This window comes from Verrucomicrobiia bacterium, from assembly GCA_035574275.1.
GTDB lineage: Bacteria > Zixibacteria > MSB-5A5 > DSPP01 > DSPP01 > DSPP01.
In genome coordinates this window covers 12,496-28,572 of record DATLYY010000044.1, presented here as the reverse complement: position 1 = coordinate 28,572, position 16,077 = coordinate 12,496, and the positions used below count along the sequence as shown (strand labels likewise).

The 16,077-nt window shown below is 53.2% G+C and carries 13 protein-coding genes; 11 read left to right on the top strand and 2 right to left on the bottom strand.

Annotation, left to right across the window (positions count from 1 at the left end; genetic code table 11):
- Nucleotide 1: 1 nt before the first annotated feature.
- From VNL73_06885 to VNL73_06845, 9 genes are all read left to right on the top strand, one after another.
- A complete protein-coding gene (locus tag VNL73_06885) occupies nt 2-1,189 on the top strand; it encodes an ATP-binding protein (protein HXF49133.1) in 1,188 nt (395 codons plus the stop codon).
- 1 nt (nt 1,190) lies between these two features.
- On the top strand, nt 1,191-2,564 hold the full coding sequence (locus VNL73_06880; protein HXF49132.1) for a sigma-54 dependent transcriptional regulator: 1,374 nt from the start codon (nt 1,191-1,193) through the stop codon (nt 2,562-2,564).
- 109 nt (nt 2,565-2,673) lie between these two features.
- Complete coding sequence (locus tag VNL73_06875) at nt 2,674-3,516, top strand: hypothetical protein (GenBank protein HXF49131.1); 843 nt, start codon at nt 2,674-2,676, stop codon at nt 3,514-3,516.
- Nucleotides 3,513-5,042, top strand: coding sequence for a glutamate formimidoyltransferase (gene ftcD / locus VNL73_06870; protein ID HXF49130.1), 1,530 nt, complete (start codon nt 3,513-3,515; stop codon nt 5,040-5,042). The genes VNL73_06875 and ftcD overlap by 4 nt, the downstream gene beginning before the upstream one ends.
- 23 nt (nt 5,043-5,065) lie before the next feature.
- Complete coding sequence (locus VNL73_06865) at nt 5,066-7,111, top strand: MXAN_6640 family putative metalloprotease (protein HXF49129.1); 2,046 nt, start codon at nt 5,066-5,068, stop codon at nt 7,109-7,111.
- Between the two features lie 59 nt (nt 7,112-7,170).
- Nucleotides 7,171-8,964, top strand: coding sequence for a hypothetical protein (locus VNL73_06860; protein HXF49128.1), 1,794 nt, complete (start codon nt 7,171-7,173; stop codon nt 8,962-8,964).
- A gap of 1 nt (nt 8,965) precedes the next feature.
- On the top strand, nt 8,966-10,189 hold the full coding sequence (locus VNL73_06855; GenBank protein HXF49127.1) for an MFS transporter: 1,224 nt from the start codon (nt 8,966-8,968) through the stop codon (nt 10,187-10,189).
- Nucleotides 10,189-11,232, top strand: coding sequence for a histidinol-phosphatase (locus tag VNL73_06850; protein HXF49126.1), 1,044 nt, complete (start codon nt 10,189-10,191; stop codon nt 11,230-11,232). Before VNL73_06855 ends, VNL73_06850 begins: the two co-directional genes overlap by 1 nt.
- Nucleotides 11,229-12,500: a CBS domain-containing protein gene (locus tag VNL73_06845; protein HXF49125.1), complete on the top strand. Its 1,272-nt coding sequence runs from the start codon at nt 11,229-11,231 to the stop codon at nt 12,498-12,500. Before VNL73_06850 ends, VNL73_06845 begins: the two co-directional genes overlap by 4 nt.
- A 339-nt stretch (nt 12,501-12,839) precedes the next feature.
- On the opposite strand, the gene VNL73_06840 is transcribed toward VNL73_06845, so the two are convergent.
- Both VNL73_06840 and VNL73_06835 read right to left on the bottom strand, forming a co-directional pair.
- Nucleotides 12,840-13,766, bottom strand: a complete 927-nt coding sequence (locus tag VNL73_06840; GenBank protein HXF49124.1) for a WD40 repeat domain-containing protein — start codon at nt 13,764-13,766, stop codon at nt 12,840-12,842.
- Complete coding sequence (locus VNL73_06835) at nt 13,723-13,995, bottom strand: hypothetical protein (protein HXF49123.1); 273 nt, start codon at nt 13,993-13,995, stop codon at nt 13,723-13,725. The genes VNL73_06840 and VNL73_06835 overlap by 44 nt, the downstream gene beginning before the upstream one ends.
- Before the next feature lie 93 nt (nt 13,996-14,088).
- Between VNL73_06835 and der the strand changes: the two genes are divergently transcribed.
- Nucleotides 14,089-15,441, top strand: a complete 1,353-nt coding sequence (der, locus tag VNL73_06830) for a ribosome biogenesis GTPase Der (GenBank protein ID HXF49122.1) — start codon at nt 14,089-14,091, stop codon at nt 15,439-15,441.
- Nucleotides 15,438-16,070 carry a glycerol-3-phosphate 1-O-acyltransferase PlsY gene (plsY, locus tag VNL73_06825; GenBank protein ID HXF49121.1) on the top strand — a complete coding sequence of 211 codons (633 nt, stop codon included), beginning with the start codon at nt 15,438-15,440 and terminating at the stop codon, nt 16,068-16,070. Before der ends, plsY begins: the two co-directional genes overlap by 4 nt.
- Nucleotides 16,071-16,077: the final 7 nt, after the last annotated feature.

Genomic DNA, 16,077 nt, shown 5'->3' with positions numbered 1-16,077 from the left:
AATGGAGAAAGAACTTGCCGAGCGGGTCAAGCTTTTTTCCCAGTCCTTTGCATCCTTAAGCCACTCCGTCCAGAAACTCACCCGGGAACAGGAAGAACTGCATCTGCGCTTCGGGGAACTGGCCGCCGTTCTGGAGCGGAACCACCTCGCCCACCGGAAAAGTCTGGCGGAGGAGGAGGCGCTTTCCCTTTTCCTGGACAACATCCTGGAGACCGTGCAGACCGGAATCGTGGCCGTGGATCCGGTCGGCGTAATCACCCTTTTCAATAAAGAAGCGGAGCGGATCTCCGGCCTTACGGCCAACGAGGTGCTCGGCCAGAAGTATGAAAAGTTTTTTCCCGTCCCGCTTTCCGTGCTCGAAACTTTGGCGGTCGGCAAAGTCATTACCGGGCGGGAAAAGCATTTGATGAATACGGAGGGGAGAAAGATTCCGCTTGGCGTTTCCACCGCGCTGCTTTACGACCGGGACGGCAACCTTTCCGGTGCCCTGGAAGTGATGACCGACCTATCGGCCTATAAAACCCTGGAAACCGAACTGGAGCAAAGCAAGACGATGGCTGCGCTCGGAGAAATGGCGGCGCTTGTTGCTCACGAAGTGCGCAACCCGCTGGCGGGTATTTCGGGTTTTGCCGGGCTTTTGAAACGTGAGCTGAAAGACCCCAACCTCGTAACCATGGTGGAAAAGATTTTACAAGGGGCGGCCGATTTGGAGCGGCTGGTTTCCTCTCTTTTGAGCTACACGAACCGGCTGGAGCTAAACCAGGAACCGTTGCCGCTCAAGGAACTTGTTGAACTCACCACGCGGGACCTCCAGGGGAATTTGGAAAGAAATTTGGAGCAAAAAGATCTGATTGTGCGGGGAGACGGGCAGTACTTGAAGATGGCCTTGCGCAATTTGGTCGAAAACGCCTTCCAGGCCTGCGGCAACGGAGGAAACGTGAAAATCACCCTCACCTCCGGCCAGCAGGGAAAGACGGCGCGGCTTTCGGTTTCCGACAACGGTCCCGGCATTCCCCCCGAAATACAAAAAAAGATTTTCACCCCGTTTTACACCACGCGGGAGGAGGGAACGGGATTGGGGCTGGCGATCGTCAAAAAAATCGTGGAGGCGCACCGGGGGCGGGTCTGGGTGGAATCCCTACCGCAAAGCGGGGCGACCTTTTATATTGAACTCCCTTTGTGGAGATAGGATGGCCGAACTTTTAATCGTTGACGACGAAAAGCTGGTGCGGGATTTTCTTGCCGAGACCTTAAACCAGGCCGGCCATGCCGTGCGCACGGCGGAAAACGGGGAGGCGGCATTAAAGGAAATTGCCGACCGGGAGTTTGACCTCATTTTCACCGACGTCAAAATGCCGCAGCTTTCCGGCATCGAGCTATTGAAAGCCGTGCGCCAGAGTTCCCCTTTCACCTCGGTGGTCGTCATCACCGCCTACGGCACGGTGGCGGACGCCGTGGAGGCGATGAAGCTGGGGGCGTTCGACTATCTACCCAAGCCGTTCACGCCGGAGCATATCGAAGTCACGGCCAAAAAGGCGCTCGAATACCGACGCTTGCTTTTGGAAAACCGGCGGCTGAAAAAAGAACTGGCGGGGAAGTTTGAAAACATCATCGGCCGGACGCCGGCGATGAAGAAGGTTTTTGATTTGGTCGAGTCGGTGGCCCCCAGCCGGGCGACGGTTTTAATCGTCGGGGAATCCGGAACCGGCAAGGAATTGATCGCCCACGCCATCCACCATCTTTCGCCGCGCAAGGAGGCCGCCTTCGTCCGCACCAACTGTGCCGCTTTGCCGGAGGGATTGATTGAGTCAGAGCTTTTTGGCCATGAAAAAGGGGCTTTTACCGGCGCGTTACGGCAGACGCGGGGACGGTTCGAAATGGCGGACGGCGGGACCTTGCTTTTGGATGAAATATCCGAAATCCCGCTCGGGTTGCAAGCCAAGCTTTTGCGCGTGCTTCAAGAAAGGGAGTTTGAGCGGGTCGGCTCCGGTTATACGCTGAAAGTGGATGTCCGCGTCGTCGCCACCACCAATCGGAACCTGGACGAAGAGGTCAAAAAGGGGCGCTTCCGGGAGGATTTGTATTATCGCCTAAACGTCGTGAAAGTGGAAATGCCCCCCTTGCGCGACCGCCGCGACGATATTCCGCTTTTGGCGGCCCATTTTATGCAGAAGTATGCCGCCGAGAACGGAAAAAAAATCGACGGCATAGCCCCCAAGGCGCTTTCGCTTTTATGCGATTACCCCTGGCCGGGGAATGTGCGAGAACTGGTGAACTTTATGGAGCGGGCCGTGGTGGTGGCGCAGTCCAACATTCTTTTACCCTCCGATTTTCCCAAGGAATTGATTCTGGGGATTTCCGCCGGCGGGGAGGACCGACTGCGGCCGGGGGTGACCATCGAGGAAGTGGAAAAACGGCTGATTCTGAAGACGCTCGAAGCCGTGGACGGTAACAAAACCAAGGCGGCGCAGATGCTGGGGGTGACGGCGCGCACGCTGCACAACAAACTGGCGGAGTACGGGCTTAAAGACCGAGTGGAAGGGGAAAAAGTTCCTGCCGAGTAGTTTTCCGTCCCTGGATTTATCCAAGCTTAAAACGTATTCCATCGACCGCCGTTCCCACAAATCGACGATCGGTTCCTTTGCTTCCATTCCACCGCCCTCCAAAAAAATTGTGAAGTTTGTCGAGGGACTGCCGCAGATTCTGAAAGGGGAGGAATGGCGGAAGCTCCTTCGGTTCTGGCTTTCGTCCAAGAAAAAAATGAAAACCCGGTTGGTGATGTCCGGGGCGCATGTTTTGAAATGCGGGCTTTCCCCCGCGCTTATCGACTTGGCCGAGAAGGGGTTTATTTCCGCCCTGGCCCTGCACGGGGCGGGAGCCATTCATGATTTGGAAATCGCCTTTTTTGGACAGACGTCGGAAGAAGTGGCGGACACCCTTGAAGAGGGAAAGTTTGGAATGGTGAAGGAAACGGCGGAGCTCTTTGCGGCGGCGGTTTATTTGGCGGCGCGGCGGAACATCGGTTTGGGAGAAGCGTTCGGGGCGCACATCGAAAAGGCCAGAGCGCCATACCGGAAATATTCGCTGCTTTATAATTTTTACCGGCTAAAGCTTCCTGCAACCGTTCACGTCGCTTTCGGCACGGACACCGTGCACCAGCATCCCAATTTTCCGGCGGGGGAAACGGGGGATGCAAGCTGGCGGGACTTCAAGATAATGGCGGCGGCCGTTGCCGGTTTGCATAACGGAGGAATCGTCGCCAATTTTGGTTCGGCGGTGATTCTGCCGGAGGTTTTTCTTAAAACACTTGCTGTTGCGCGCAATATTGCCGGCTCGGTGAAGAATTTCACCGCGGCTAATTTTGACATGATTCAGCATTACCGGCCGAGCCAGAACGTGCTTTTGCGTCCGACGTTGAAATCGGGGCAGGCGTTTGCCTTTACGGGGCATCATGAGATTATGCTCCCGCTTTTGGCGGCAAGTTTGAAAAGCTATGAAAGGTTCAAAAGAAAATGAAAATTGTAGAATGCGTCCCCAATTTTTCCGAGGGAAGGAACAAAGAAGTCATTCAGGAACTGATTGCCGCCATCCAGAGGGGCGGCAAAGTCAAAATGCTGGATTGGGAGGCGGATGCGGACCACAACCGTTCGGTCATCACCTTTGCCGGTGAGCCGGAGGAGTGTGTTTCCGCCGCATTTGCCGGCATTGCCCGCGCTTCGGAGCTTATTGATATGGAAAAACACAAGGGGGAACATCCCCGCCTCGGCGCCGCCGACGTGGTGCCGTTCGTGCCGATTTCCGGCGTGACACTGGAAGAATGTGTCGAATTGGCGCGGCGATTAGGAAAACAGGTGGGGGAGGAACTCAAAATTCCGGTGTATCTCTACGAAGCGGCGGCAACAAAGCCGGAGCGGGTGAATTTGGCCGCCGTGCGCAAGGGGGAATACGAGGGGTTGAAGGAAGAGTTGGGGAAAAATCCGGAGCGGAAACCGGATTTTGGCCCGGAGAAGGTGCATCCCAAAGCCGGAGGGTGCATTATCGGCGCACGGATGCCTTTGATTGCCTACAACGTTTATCTGAACACGGAAGACATAAACATCGCCAAGCAGATTGCCAAAGTCGTCCGGGAAGCGGGGGGCGGGCTGCCGGCGGTGAAGGCGCTCGGTTTTGAAATCAAAGCAAGAAGGCAGGTACAGGTCTCTATGAATCTGACTAATTATCTGAAAACCCCACCGCACGTCGCTTTCGAGGCAGTCAAGAAGGAGGCGGAGAAGATGGGTGTCCAGGCGGTTTCAAGCGAAGTAGTGGGTTTGATTCCGCAGCCGGCTTTGGATGTGGCCGGCATTCATTATTTGAAACTGGAAAACTTTTCGGCCAACCAGATTTTGGAAGAGAAATTGCGCAAGGCCGGAATCGGCGTCGGTACTCCCTCTTTTCTTGACGAGGTAGCGTCCTCTTCCCCTGCTCCGGGTGGGGGGGCATCCGCGGCGCATACGGCGGCTTTGGCTTGCGCCCTGGTGGCGATGGTATGCCGGTTGACCATCGGCAAAAAGAAGTATGCCGGTGTAGAACAAGAAATGAAACAGACGCTCGAGACCGCCGAAACGCTCCGCAAGTACTTTGAGAACGCCGTGGAGGAGGATACCCGGGCGTTCAACGTGGTGATGCAGGCCTTGGGGATGCCCAAAGAGACGGAGGAGCAGAAGGGGGCCCGGGCACAGAAGATGGAGGAGGGGTCGAAAGCAGCTAACGTGGTTCCGCTCGCCGTCCTGGAGCGTGTGCCGAAGCTTTTGCGTTTGGCCAATACGGCAGCGGAAAAAGGTAACGTCAATGCCGTCTCCGATGCCGCCACAGCGGGGGCTTTGGCCTATGCCGCCGCCGAGGGGGCGTATTTCAACGTGCTTATCAATTTGAAAGGGATTTCCGACAAAACATACGTTTCCGAAACTCATTGGAAGGCCAAAAATTACCTGCAGGAAGCGATGGCGGAAAAAGAAAAAATGCGGCAAATTTCCGAGAAGCTATTATCTTTAGGGGATTGAACGGGCTTAAATTCGAGGAGCTTATGAAACGACTGTTTTCCACTGCCGCTTTGTTTTTTTTATTGGTCATATCTGCTTCCGCCATAACAACCCAGCAAGAGCAGTTAATCGTCGAAAATGTGCAGGCCGTTTTGGGGCAAACTGTACTGGAATTACCCGACACCATCCCCGTTCATCGCATCTGCGGTACGCCGACCTTGATGGAGGCCAAACAGCGTTTCAGCGAACTTTCGCCGCAGGCGCAAAGGACCTTGAGCCCCGCACTTTTTGCCCGGCCCGTTCTGCAGAAAAGCTACGATCCCCCTTCCGGCCGATTCCGAATTCATTATGATACCACCGGCTCCGGAGCGGTGCGCAACGCGCTCATCGATGCAAACTTGAACGGGGTTCCGGACTGGGTGGACACGCTCGGGTTTGTTCTGGATTCCATTTGGAACAAGGAGGTAATCCAGTTGGGCTTTTTTCCTCCGGTGAGTGACAACTTCTACACCCCAAACGGTGGAAATGGCTTATTTGACGTCTATTTAGATGAACTCGGCGGTTCGATTTTGGGTTACACAGCTCCTGATTCAGTTGGTGGGCCGTTTCTGGGAAGGCGCGCTACAGCCTTTATTGTTTTGGACAATGATTATGCAGGTATTCCGGGCTATACCGACCCGGACGGGCCGCGCCGGGCCATCCGAGTTACGGCGGCGCACGAGTTTTTTCACGCCATCCAGTTCGCTTATACGGTTTATGGCGCGGAAGCAGTGGGAGGAGATGTAAAACCGTACTGGTACGAGGCCTCGGCGGTCTGGATGGAAGAACAGATGTACAACGAAATCAACGATTACATCCAGTATTTGCCGTTTTGGTTTGATGCACCGCAGCTTTCTTTCCGAAGCTTTTCGCAGAATTTCGGGGGGGACCCGTACCGGGCCTTTCGGCCGTATGCTCTGGGGATTTACGGAATTTATTTGTCCAAGCGGTTCCCAAACCCCTCCTACGGCTACTCTGTCGTGCGGCGTGCTTGGGAGCGGATGGCCACCGTTACCGGATTCAACCTTTTTGCCGCACTTGACTATGCGCTGGGTTCCGAAGGTTCCAATTTCATTTCCTCCCTGCAGGAATTTTACCGCTGGAATTATTTTGTAGGGGGAAAAGTCCCCCTGAACGCCCCGGATACGCTATACGGCAGTGAGGCCGCCGCCTGGCCGACGTTTGAATTGTATGACGAGGTTGATTCCACCTCCAATTATCCGACCCAACATCCGGAAGTTTTTATCCCATGCAATCAGTGCCATCCCAACGTCATAAAATTTTTCTGCGCCCCCTGCAACGTAAACACGGTGGGGTTTCCCTGCAGTACCAAATGCCCGCCTTGCCGGTTTGTGCCCTACCAGCCGACCAGCATTAGCGTGATAAACTGCGTGAACGATTTGGAAGATCTTGGCGCTTCGTATTTGAATTTGCAGAATCCCGGGGGCGGTTCGTTCATGGAATTTGCCCTTGTTTCGGACACCTCGCGGGCGGCGCCATGGTTTGCAAGCGCCGTGGGATACAACACGGGCAGCCGCACCTACACTTTTTTGAGCAACCAGGCCACCGATCCTTCCGGGAAAATACCGGAGGTCTTTTTTGGGGACTTCGGCAACTATACCGAAATCGTGGTAATGGTGACCAACAGCGAGCTTTTGCCCGCGGGTTCCATCCGGCAGAACTCCGCCTATGCCTATTCGGCCAATGTGGACAGCGCCGCCCCGCCGGGTGTTACGCAGATTGTTGAAGGGCGCCCGAACCCATTCCGGACGCAAATCGATCCCTACGTGAAGTTCCCCATCGACTTGGATTCGCTTTCCGGCACGTGGGATATCTCACTTTTGATCTTTTCGACCTCCGGAGAAATCGTCTATCAAAAGGATTACGAACTACAGGGGGGATTTCCCTATTCGGAGACGGTCAACTGGGCCGGGCGGAACGGGAGCAACGAGCCGGTGTCGTCCGGGGTGTATTTCTGCAAGATTATCATGAAGGAAAAAGGGACTTCCCGAAAGGTTGAGAAGGTTTCCAAAATCGCTTTAATCCGCTGATTGGTTTGAAAGCCGCTCTTATTCTTGCGGGGTGCCTTTATTTTGGAGCGGCTTTTTGTTTGGCTTCGGAGGACGATACCGCCCAATCGAAGTTTATTCAAGAGGAACTGCTTTCGGCTTTTTCCAGCCCCATCCAGCTTGGCCGGGAGGAAACCAATTTCTACAATCCCGAAGACTTGGCGGCGCTACTTTTTTTCAAGCCCTCCATAGACATTTTTTCACTTGGGCCCTTCGGCCAGAAACGGGGGTTTTCCAACTGGGGACGGATTGGGAAGGGGGAGGAGATTTTGTATGAGGGGCAGAGCCGCGCGCCGATTTATTTGAACTACCCGCAATCCTCCGAGACCGATTTGACACCAATGCAGTTCGAGCAGGCGGATTCGGTCAGCTTTTTCGACCATCCGCTGGCCTCATTCCTTTTTGGTGCGCAAGCGCCGGCCTCCATTTACATTCACAGCGCTCCGGCAGATATCAAACAGCCGCTGGTTTCGGCGCGGTACAACAAGCGCAACGAGAACGCCAATCCGTTTTCATCCACCATCCAGTCCACGGCCATTTTCGATATTCGCCGACCCCTCGGCAACAAAGCGTTCGTCCGGGGAGTGGGCGGTTTTAGGAACCGTGACAGTACCGGATTGAACGACCAAACCGAAGTGCAGAACTATCATTTGTCCATTGAGAATCCGGACGGTTCCAAGAACCGTTGGCGGGGCGGCTATGAACTGGACCGGGATTTGGGGAAGATTGTTCCTCTTACCGGTATTCCCGACCCGTATTTGGGGAAAAACTTCCGGCGGGACGCCTTCTTTTTCAAAATGGATGGCCGGCTTTCGGCCAAAATGAGAGTGGAGGCCGATCTGCGCTATCAGCGCACAGACCAGAAGATTCTATCCACCGATTCCACTCTGCGTCGGCGGGTGGAGGAAAGAAGGCCTTTTTTTGGAATTGGTTTGAGCCGGGAGTCACGTCGCTCGCTTGCCAAGCTTTATGCCAACGCAAACGCCACCATTCTAAACCAACATCCGGGCCGGGCGGATGACTGGCAAGTCCGGCTGGGAGCGGTTTGGGCGGCCAAATTGGATGATAAAACCATCTTTTCGGTTATCGGGCAGGTCTCGGAGACCCGTCTTGAATCTCCCAAACCGGAGGGGTGGGCGGGGTTATCCCGTTCGTTGGGTACCCATCAAACCGTTTTTGTCACGGCATCCAGTCAGGTGATTTATCCGTCGGTTTTTGACCGATTTTTCGAACCGGTTGATGTCGGAACATATTCGGAACTTCCCAATTCCGGCCCCCCGGAGCGGAGCAACCGGCTGAACTTTGCTTATAAAATCGAAACCAAGCATTTTGCCGGTGGTTTTTCCCTGATAGCTGAAAGAAGTGATGATTATCTGGTTTGGGAAAACGTTGCGGGAAATTGGCAACCGAGCTTTCGGGGTGTGGAAGGGGGTGGAATAGAAAGCGGATTTGTATTAAAATTTTTGGGCGATTGGAAAGGCGGGTACGCCTTGCGGGCTTTACGCGACCGTTTGGATGAAGTCGGCCTGCCGCTTTCGGCCGAGCACCGAGCTTATTTACGATGGACAACGCCGGAGTTGAAACCGATTAAATCGCTTTCCTTTCGCTTCGTTCCGATGCTGCATTATTTCTCCGGGTTCGATGAAGACCTCGACCTTTCCACCTTTCGGCAGGAGGCTGGCTTGGTGCATATCAAGGCCATCGGTGCAGTCAAACATTTCAATTTCTTCTACTCCATAGAAAATGTTTTTGACCGGCGATACTTCCTGCGGGGGTCAATGCCGCAGCCGGGGCGGTCGTGGTTTTTCGGGTTCAACTGGAATTTGTGGGATTAGAATGAAACTGCCCTGGAAAATATGGGCGTGGGCGAGCTACGATTTTGCCAACACCATTTTTTCGATGAACGTGGTCTCACTTTACTTCGCCCAGTGGGTCATATTTGACTTGGGGCAGAAGGAGCTTTCGTACAGTTTATCCTATTCACTTTCTATGCTGGCGGTGGCTTTGACGCTTCCCATTCTCGGCTCGCTGGCGGACAAACATTTGTACCATCACCGGTTTCTGGTAATTTTTACCTTGATTTGCATCGCCACCACAACAGGGCTGGGATTTCTTGGCAATTCAGCGTTACCGGTCGCAACGATGGCCATATTTGCTTTGGTTCTTTTTGGCGTCGCAAATTATTTTTTTGAAGGGGGAATCGTCTTCTACAATTCGCTTTTGCCGGAGGTTTCCAAAGAGATGGGGATGGGGAAGACCTCTGGCATCGGTGTAGGGTTGGGATATTTCGGCACTATTGCCGGATTGTATCTGGTTCGACCGTTTGTGGCGGACGGGACACGGGCGGATGCGTTCATTCCGACGGCTATCCTATTTCTTCTTTTCTCGACCCCCATTTTTTATCTGGCCCGACATACGCGCCACGCCAAGGGGAGCCTGGTGGCGCCGACATATTCTTTTAACCTTTGGAAAATCCTGAAAGAAACCCGGCAGTATCCGGGGCTTACACGGTTTTTGATTGCAGATTTTTTGCTGGAAGACGCTGTCGTCACAATAATCATTTATATGGCCGTCTATATGCAAAAAGTGTATGCCATCCCGGACAACGTGAAGACCAATTATCTGGCGCTGGCGACCACGGCGGCCATCGCAGGGGCTTTCTTGGCGGGGTGGGTGACGGATAAAATCGGGCCGCGAAAAACTTTGAAAATAGTTTTTTTGGGGTGGCTTCTGGCCTTGGCGGCCATTGCCTTTGCACCGAGCGTTTGGGTCTTCTATGTCCTTGGTGGTTTTGTCGGTATGTTTTTGGGAGCCACTTGGACAAGCTCCCGACCGCTTTTGGCCCAACTTGTCCCAAAAGAAAAACTTGGACAGTTCTTCGGCCTGTACTCCCTTTCCGGGCGGGCCGCCGCCATCGTCGGGCCGATTATCTGGGGGCTGGTGGTAAAGCTTCCGCTTGCCGGCAGCGGCTCCTACCGGGCCGCCGTTTTGGCGCTTGACTTGATGGTTCTTTTTGGCTTTTTAATCTATTTGAAAATGCCGAAAGAGAGCCAATCCTGATGTATTACCATTACTCCGGCGTCATTCACATTCACACCACGGATTCGGATGGGACTTTGCCGTTTGACGAAGTGCTCAAAATCGGGCAGGAAAGCGGGCTGGATTTTATGATGTTTTCCGACCACAATACGCTGAAGAAATTGAAAGAGGGGAAGGAGGGGTGGCACGACAAGACCTTGACAATCATCGGCTGCGAAATCAACGACCGGGACAATAAGAATCATTTTTTGGCGTTTAATTTGAAGGAAACGATTCCGTTCGGCGTTTCGGCGGAAGAGTATGTGGCGGAAGTGGCCCGCCGGGGCGGCGTCGGCATCATCGCCCATCCGATTGAAACCCGGCAGGTTTTGCCACAGTACGGGCTTTATCCCTGGACGGCCTGGAAAGCGGAGGGGTTTCACGGCATCGAGCTGTGGAACCATATGTCGGAATGGATGGAGCATCTGACCCCCGCCAACCGTCCCCTGATGCTTTTTTCCCCGCGGCGGTTTTTGGTGACGCCCAAAAAAGAGGTTTTGGAAATCTGGGACCGGTTGAGTCAAAAACAAAAAGTTTGCGGGATAATGTCCGCCGATGCCCATGCTTTTCGGCATAAAATTTTCGGCCCGATTCATGTGCGGATTTTTCCGTACGAAGTTAAGTTCAAGGCGCTGCGGACAAATTTAATGTTGCGCAAGCCGCTTTCCCAGAAGTTCGAGTTGGCCAAAGAGGAACTCTTGGACGCGTTTCGCAACTGCAGCGTGTACGGCTCCAATTTTCGCTGGGGGGATGCCCGGGGGTTCGAATTCAAGGCGGAGCAAAAGGGGAACGAGGCGATAATCGGGGAGGAGATGGAAATAGAGGGGCTGGTGAACCTTTCCGCAAAAGCCCCCAAGCGGGGGACTTTCCGTTTGATTTGCGATGGGCAGGTGGTCAAGGAGGCGGAAGGGAGCGATTTTATTTACCAGACCCGCCAGCCGGGGCTGTACCGAATCGAGGTTTTGAAAGGGAACAAGGGCTGGATATACTCAAACCACATTCGCCTGACCGGAAAAGGGCAATGAACAGCGAAATACAGACGTTCATTTTTTTTTCGGAGCTCTTGGGGCGGACTGTTCTGGATGAGAACGGGCGAACGCTTGGACGGCTGATGGACGTGGCGGTCGTTCTGGACGAGCTTTTTCCCAATGTGGAGCGGGTGGTGCTGAAGTCGCGATGGAAAAAGGGGTATTGGGAGCTGGATTGGAAGCAGATTGCGCAACTGGACGGCCCCCGGCTCGTGGCGAAAGCGGATGCGGCGGAGTATTTGCGCCCCCTTTCCGTCAACCCGGCGCAGGTGCTTTTGCGGGACGAGGTTCTCGATAAACAGGTGGTGGATACCTTTGGCTCGAAGATTGAACGGGCCAACGACCTGCATTTTCTCATCAACAAGGGGGAACTGCGGCTGGTGCACGTGGACGTCGGTTTCCGCGGCATTCTCCGCCGGCTTGGATGGACGAGATTGGTGGATGCCGCCACGCAGTGGCTTTTTTCCTACGTTTTGCCCGAGCGAATGGTCTCCTGGAAATACATTCAACCCCTGGCTTCCGACCCGGAAAAGAAACGGCTGAAGCTGAACGTCGGCGTGCGCGGGCTGAAGGATTTGAACCCGGCCGACTTGGCGGACATCATCGAGGAACTCGACCGGCAAAAACGGGAACACGTTTTTCACACGCTGGACGTGGAGATTCAGGCCGACACGATGGAGGAGTTGAAGCCGGAGTATCAAAAATACATCATCGAAACCCTTTCCGAGGAACAGGCCTCCGACGTGATTGAGAAAATGGAGCCGGACGAGGCCACGGATCTGCTGCAGGATTTGCCCAAGGAGACCCAGAAGGAAATCATCGAAAAAGTGGAGCCGCAGACCCGGCAGGAATTGAAGGAGCTTTTGACCTTCAAGGAGGGGACGGCGGGGAGCTTGATGACCTCGCGCTATTTATCCATCGGGCCGGAGGCGACCGTGCAGGAGGGGATGGCGAACTTTCGCGCACATCACAAAGGGGTGGCGAGCAATTACTACACCTATGTAGTGGATGGGGAAAAAAAGCTGTTGGGGGTTTTTTCGTTGAGGGACTTGTTGATTCATCCGCCGGAGGCCAAAATCGCCGACGTTATGCACAAGCATCCCAAAAAGGTGAAGCTGAAGGATTCCAGCAAAAAAGTGGGGCAGTTATTTATAAAGTACAATTTCCTGGCCGTCCCCGTGGTGGATAAAAAGAACGTGCTTTCCGGCATTGTCACGCTGAAGGATGCCTTGGAGGCCGTGCTTCCGGAAGTGGCGAAGCAGTGAGTTGTTCCCCTCTCCATTTTATGGAGAGGGGTTAGGGGTGGGGATAAACTAATGGCCGATAAAGCACCTCACCCCCGGCCCCTCTCCACAAAGTGGAGAGGGGAGAAAGGCAAAAAGAGAAGGCCGGACGAGTGTTTTCCCCCCCTTCTCCACGACTGGAGAAGGGCCGGGGATGAGGCATCTTTACCTCGGCGACCAGGAGAGTTCTTGACAGAAATAGGATTGGTTTTGAGCAATTGATAGCTCCCAATCGGAGATTAGCAGTATCACGAAGGCTATCATGGTTATTCTTTTCATTTTTGCTCTTTTGTTGACGAAAAACTTAGGATGGATTAAAGATTACTTTTCATAATTGACACGAAACAGATATTTTCGCTTTGGCGTGGCAGCTATCAGATATTTGCCGTCTTTCGTGAATTCTATCTTCGAAGTTTCGCGCCAAAGTTTCATACTATCTTCCAAATTGACGTAGTTGCCTTGCAGAATCCCGGTCTTCGTGTCAAACAATTGAATATGCGGCTTTTCTTCTTTCGGGTCCCAATGGCTTATTACAGCTGCCATTGTTCTTCCATCTGGTGAAAAGTCCAGACCTCCAATCCACCAATTGGGATTGCGATACTTGTAATCCCAAAGCTCTTGTCGTGACTTCATATCGAAGCAGACCAGAGCGCCGTCCGAAACCGCAATGGCATATGGGCGTATCAAAGAGGAAACAAAAATTGAGCGGAGGTACCCGGTAAAGAAGAGTTCCGTAGAGAATTTGACTCGACCTCTTTCTTCACCATCTAAGGTGAACAACCTTAGCCATGCTTCCTCAAGAAATCCATCGTACCAACCTACAAGGATAGCTTCTTCGTTTTTAGATATGGAAAACTTAGGGTCATAAAGCTCCACACTATCCGGACTTGGGGGCTTCTCCCAAAGAAGGGCGCCGTCTTGCTTGTACAAAGCCGCAGTGGTTGCGTTCAGGCCAAAGACGAGACCTTCTTGTTCCAGAAATTCCCAACCAGCGTCAAAACAGTCAGTTGTTCCCAAATATTTGGGCAAGGGTAGGACTTCATAAAAAACCAACCCGCAACCATAACTATCGTTCGTTATTAGGTTTTTCCCATCATTTGTGAGGGTGCTCGGTGGAACGTCGGGTCTAATATCTTCGAGGGTATCAAACCAAATCTGCTTGTCTTTCTCATTAAAATATGCCGCCTCTACCCAGCTGTTATCCTCATAGTACGGTTCCTCGTGAAGGTGAAGTAATTTTAATTTCATTTTGTATTTTCCATTTGGCGAAAAAAACAAATTCAAATCTCTCTTTCATGCTTCTATTCAGCCGGCCACAAATCAAATCTATTTCTTTCAATTCTTCATCGTTCAGCTCATAGCGGAAAACAGAATCCGGTGGCGTAGAATCCAAAAGTTCAAGGCGGGGAGTTGGTTTGGGAAATGAAGAGAAGATGGCCAAAGAAAACAGTCCTATCAAAAACAGCAGAACTTTCACAATTCAAATGTCAACAGCGCAATATGCTTTGTCAAGGCGAGCATTTGTTCATCAGTTTGACGACACCCTTCCCTCCTGTATATTCGTTTTTCCATGTCCGTTCCAATCGTAGCCATTGTGGGCCGGCCGAATGTCGGAAAATCGACCTTGTTCAACCGGCTCATCAAAAAGCGGATTGCCATCGTTCACGACCAGCCGGGGGTGACGCGGGATTTGAACTACCATCTGGCGAACTGGAACCGGCGGAATTTTTATCTGGTGGACTCCGGCGGATACATTCCCGGCAGCCATCCGGACAGGGGACTGGGGCCGCAGGATACCGGCGAAATTGCCCAACTGGTGCGGGAACAGGTGGACACGGCCATTGAGCAGGCGGATTTGGTGGTGCTGGTAACCGACGTGCAGGTTGGGGCGCAGGAGGATGAGCAGTATCTGGCGAGGATGCTCCAGCGCTCCGGCAAACCGGCCATTCTGGCGGTCAACAAGGTGGACAGCGACAAGGAAGAGGCAGATGCGACCTATTTTTCCCGTCTGGGGTTGGGGGAGCCGGTTTTTGTCTCCGCTGCCACCGGCCGGGGAACCGGAGAGCTGCTGGATGAAATCGCCAAGAAACTTCCTAAGGCCAAGGAAGAGAAAAAGAAAAGCATCCCCATTGCAGTAGTGGGGAGGCCGAACGTGGGGAAATCATCGCTGGTCAACGTCCTCTTGGGTAAACAGCGGGTGCTTGTTTCTCCCAAACCCGGCACCACACGGGATGCCATCGATACTGAACTTGTGCGGGATGGACAGACATTCACCCTTATCGACACCGCCGGCTTGCGGCGAAGGGCAAAGGTTAAGGAGGATGTGGAGTTTTACTCTACCCTGCGGGCGCTTTCCAGCATTTCCCGGGCCGAGGTCTGCTTTCTCGTTATTGACGCGATGGAAGGGCTGACCGGGCAGGATATGTCCATCGCCAGCGAAATTTTGAACCAGCATAAAATTTTAATCTGGGTGGTGAACAAGTGGGATTTGGTGGAGAAGGATGAGAAGACGGCGGAAAAGTATGCCGACGCCATCCAGAAAAGGGCCGGGGAGTTCTCGTTTGCCCCCGTCATTTTCATATCGGCCTTGACCAAACAGCGCACCTCCAAGCTTTTGCCGATGGCGGCGGAGCTGTACGAAATCTGGGCCAAGCGGGTGACGACATCCAAGCTGAACGCTTTTTTGGAAGAAATCATCCAGGTTCAGCCGCCGCCCGCCGCTTTGGGGCGGCACATCAAACTGTATTACGGCACGCAGGTCGGCGTCAAGCCGCCGGAAATTGTTTTCTTTTCCAATTTTCCCAAGCTTCTGGCGGATTCGTACAAACGATACATTTTGAATCAACTGCGGGAGCAGATGGGATTTGACGGCGTGCCGATAAAGCTTTCGTTCAAAGCCCGGCGGGAACCGAGAAAGAAATGAAATACCTGTTACCCATTTTGTTGAGTTACTTGGCCGGTTCGATACCGGCCTCTATTTGGCTTTCGCGACTTTGGAAAGGGATTGACATCCGGCAGCACGGCTCCGGCAATGCAGGGGCGACCAATGTTTATCGCGTTTTGGGGCCTGTGCCGGCTTTAATCACCGCCGTTATCGATTTTGCGAAGGGATGGGTTGCCGCGTATTACTTTCCCAGAATATTTGAAATGCCGGGGGAATATCAGGTTTGGTTCGGCTTGGCTTGCGGGCTTGTGGCCGTGCTCGGGCACATCTATACGATTTTCGCAGGTTTTAAGGGGGGAAAGGGGGTTTTGACCGGCGCAGGAGTTCTTGCGGCATTTGACCCGCTTGCGCTTTTGGTTGGCGTCGTAATCTTTGGCCTTACACTTGCTTTATTCAAAATGGTTTCGCTCGGATCGCTGGCGGCGGCCAGTTCCATCACTTTTTTCTTGTTGCTGTCCAACATCTTTGGAAGAAAAGTGGAAATGCCCGTTTTTTTTGCTTGCCTTCTTTTAACTTTGCTTTTATTCTACACTCACAGGCAAAACATAAAAAGGATTCTAACCGGAATGGAACGCAAGATAGGACAGAAGGATAAGCCCATTGCTTAAAACGCCG

Excerpts from the sequence above, each read along its gene's own strand:
- VNL73_06885 (HXF49133.1), top strand. The coding sequence starts at position 2 with ATGGAGAAAGAACTTGCCGAGCGGGTCAAGCTTTTTTCCCAGTCCTTT.
- VNL73_06880 (HXF49132.1), top strand. The coding sequence starts at position 1,191 with ATGGCCGAACTTTTAATCGTTGACGACGAAAAGCTGGTGCGGGATTTT.
- ftcD (HXF49130.1), top strand. The coding sequence starts at position 3,513 with ATGAAAATTGTAGAATGCGTCCCCAATTTTTCCGAGGGAAGGAACAAA.
- VNL73_06865 (HXF49129.1), top strand. The coding sequence starts at position 5,066 with ATGAAACGACTGTTTTCCACTGCCGCTTTGTTTTTTTTATTGGTCATA.
- VNL73_06855 (HXF49127.1), top strand. The coding sequence starts at position 8,966 with ATGAAACTGCCCTGGAAAATATGGGCGTGGGCGAGCTACGATTTTGCC.
- VNL73_06850 (HXF49126.1), top strand. The coding sequence starts at position 10,189 with ATGTATTACCATTACTCCGGCGTCATTCACATTCACACCACGGATTCG.
- VNL73_06845 (HXF49125.1), top strand. The coding sequence starts at position 11,229 with ATGAACAGCGAAATACAGACGTTCATTTTTTTTTCGGAGCTCTTGGGG.
- VNL73_06840 (HXF49124.1), bottom strand. The coding sequence starts at position 13,766 with ATGAAATTAAAATTACTTCACCTTCACGAGGAACCGTACTATGAGGAT.
- der (HXF49122.1), top strand. The coding sequence starts at position 14,089 with ATGTCCGTTCCAATCGTAGCCATTGTGGGCCGGCCGAATGTCGGAAAA.
- plsY (HXF49121.1), top strand. The coding sequence starts at position 15,438 with ATGAAATACCTGTTACCCATTTTGTTGAGTTACTTGGCCGGTTCGATA.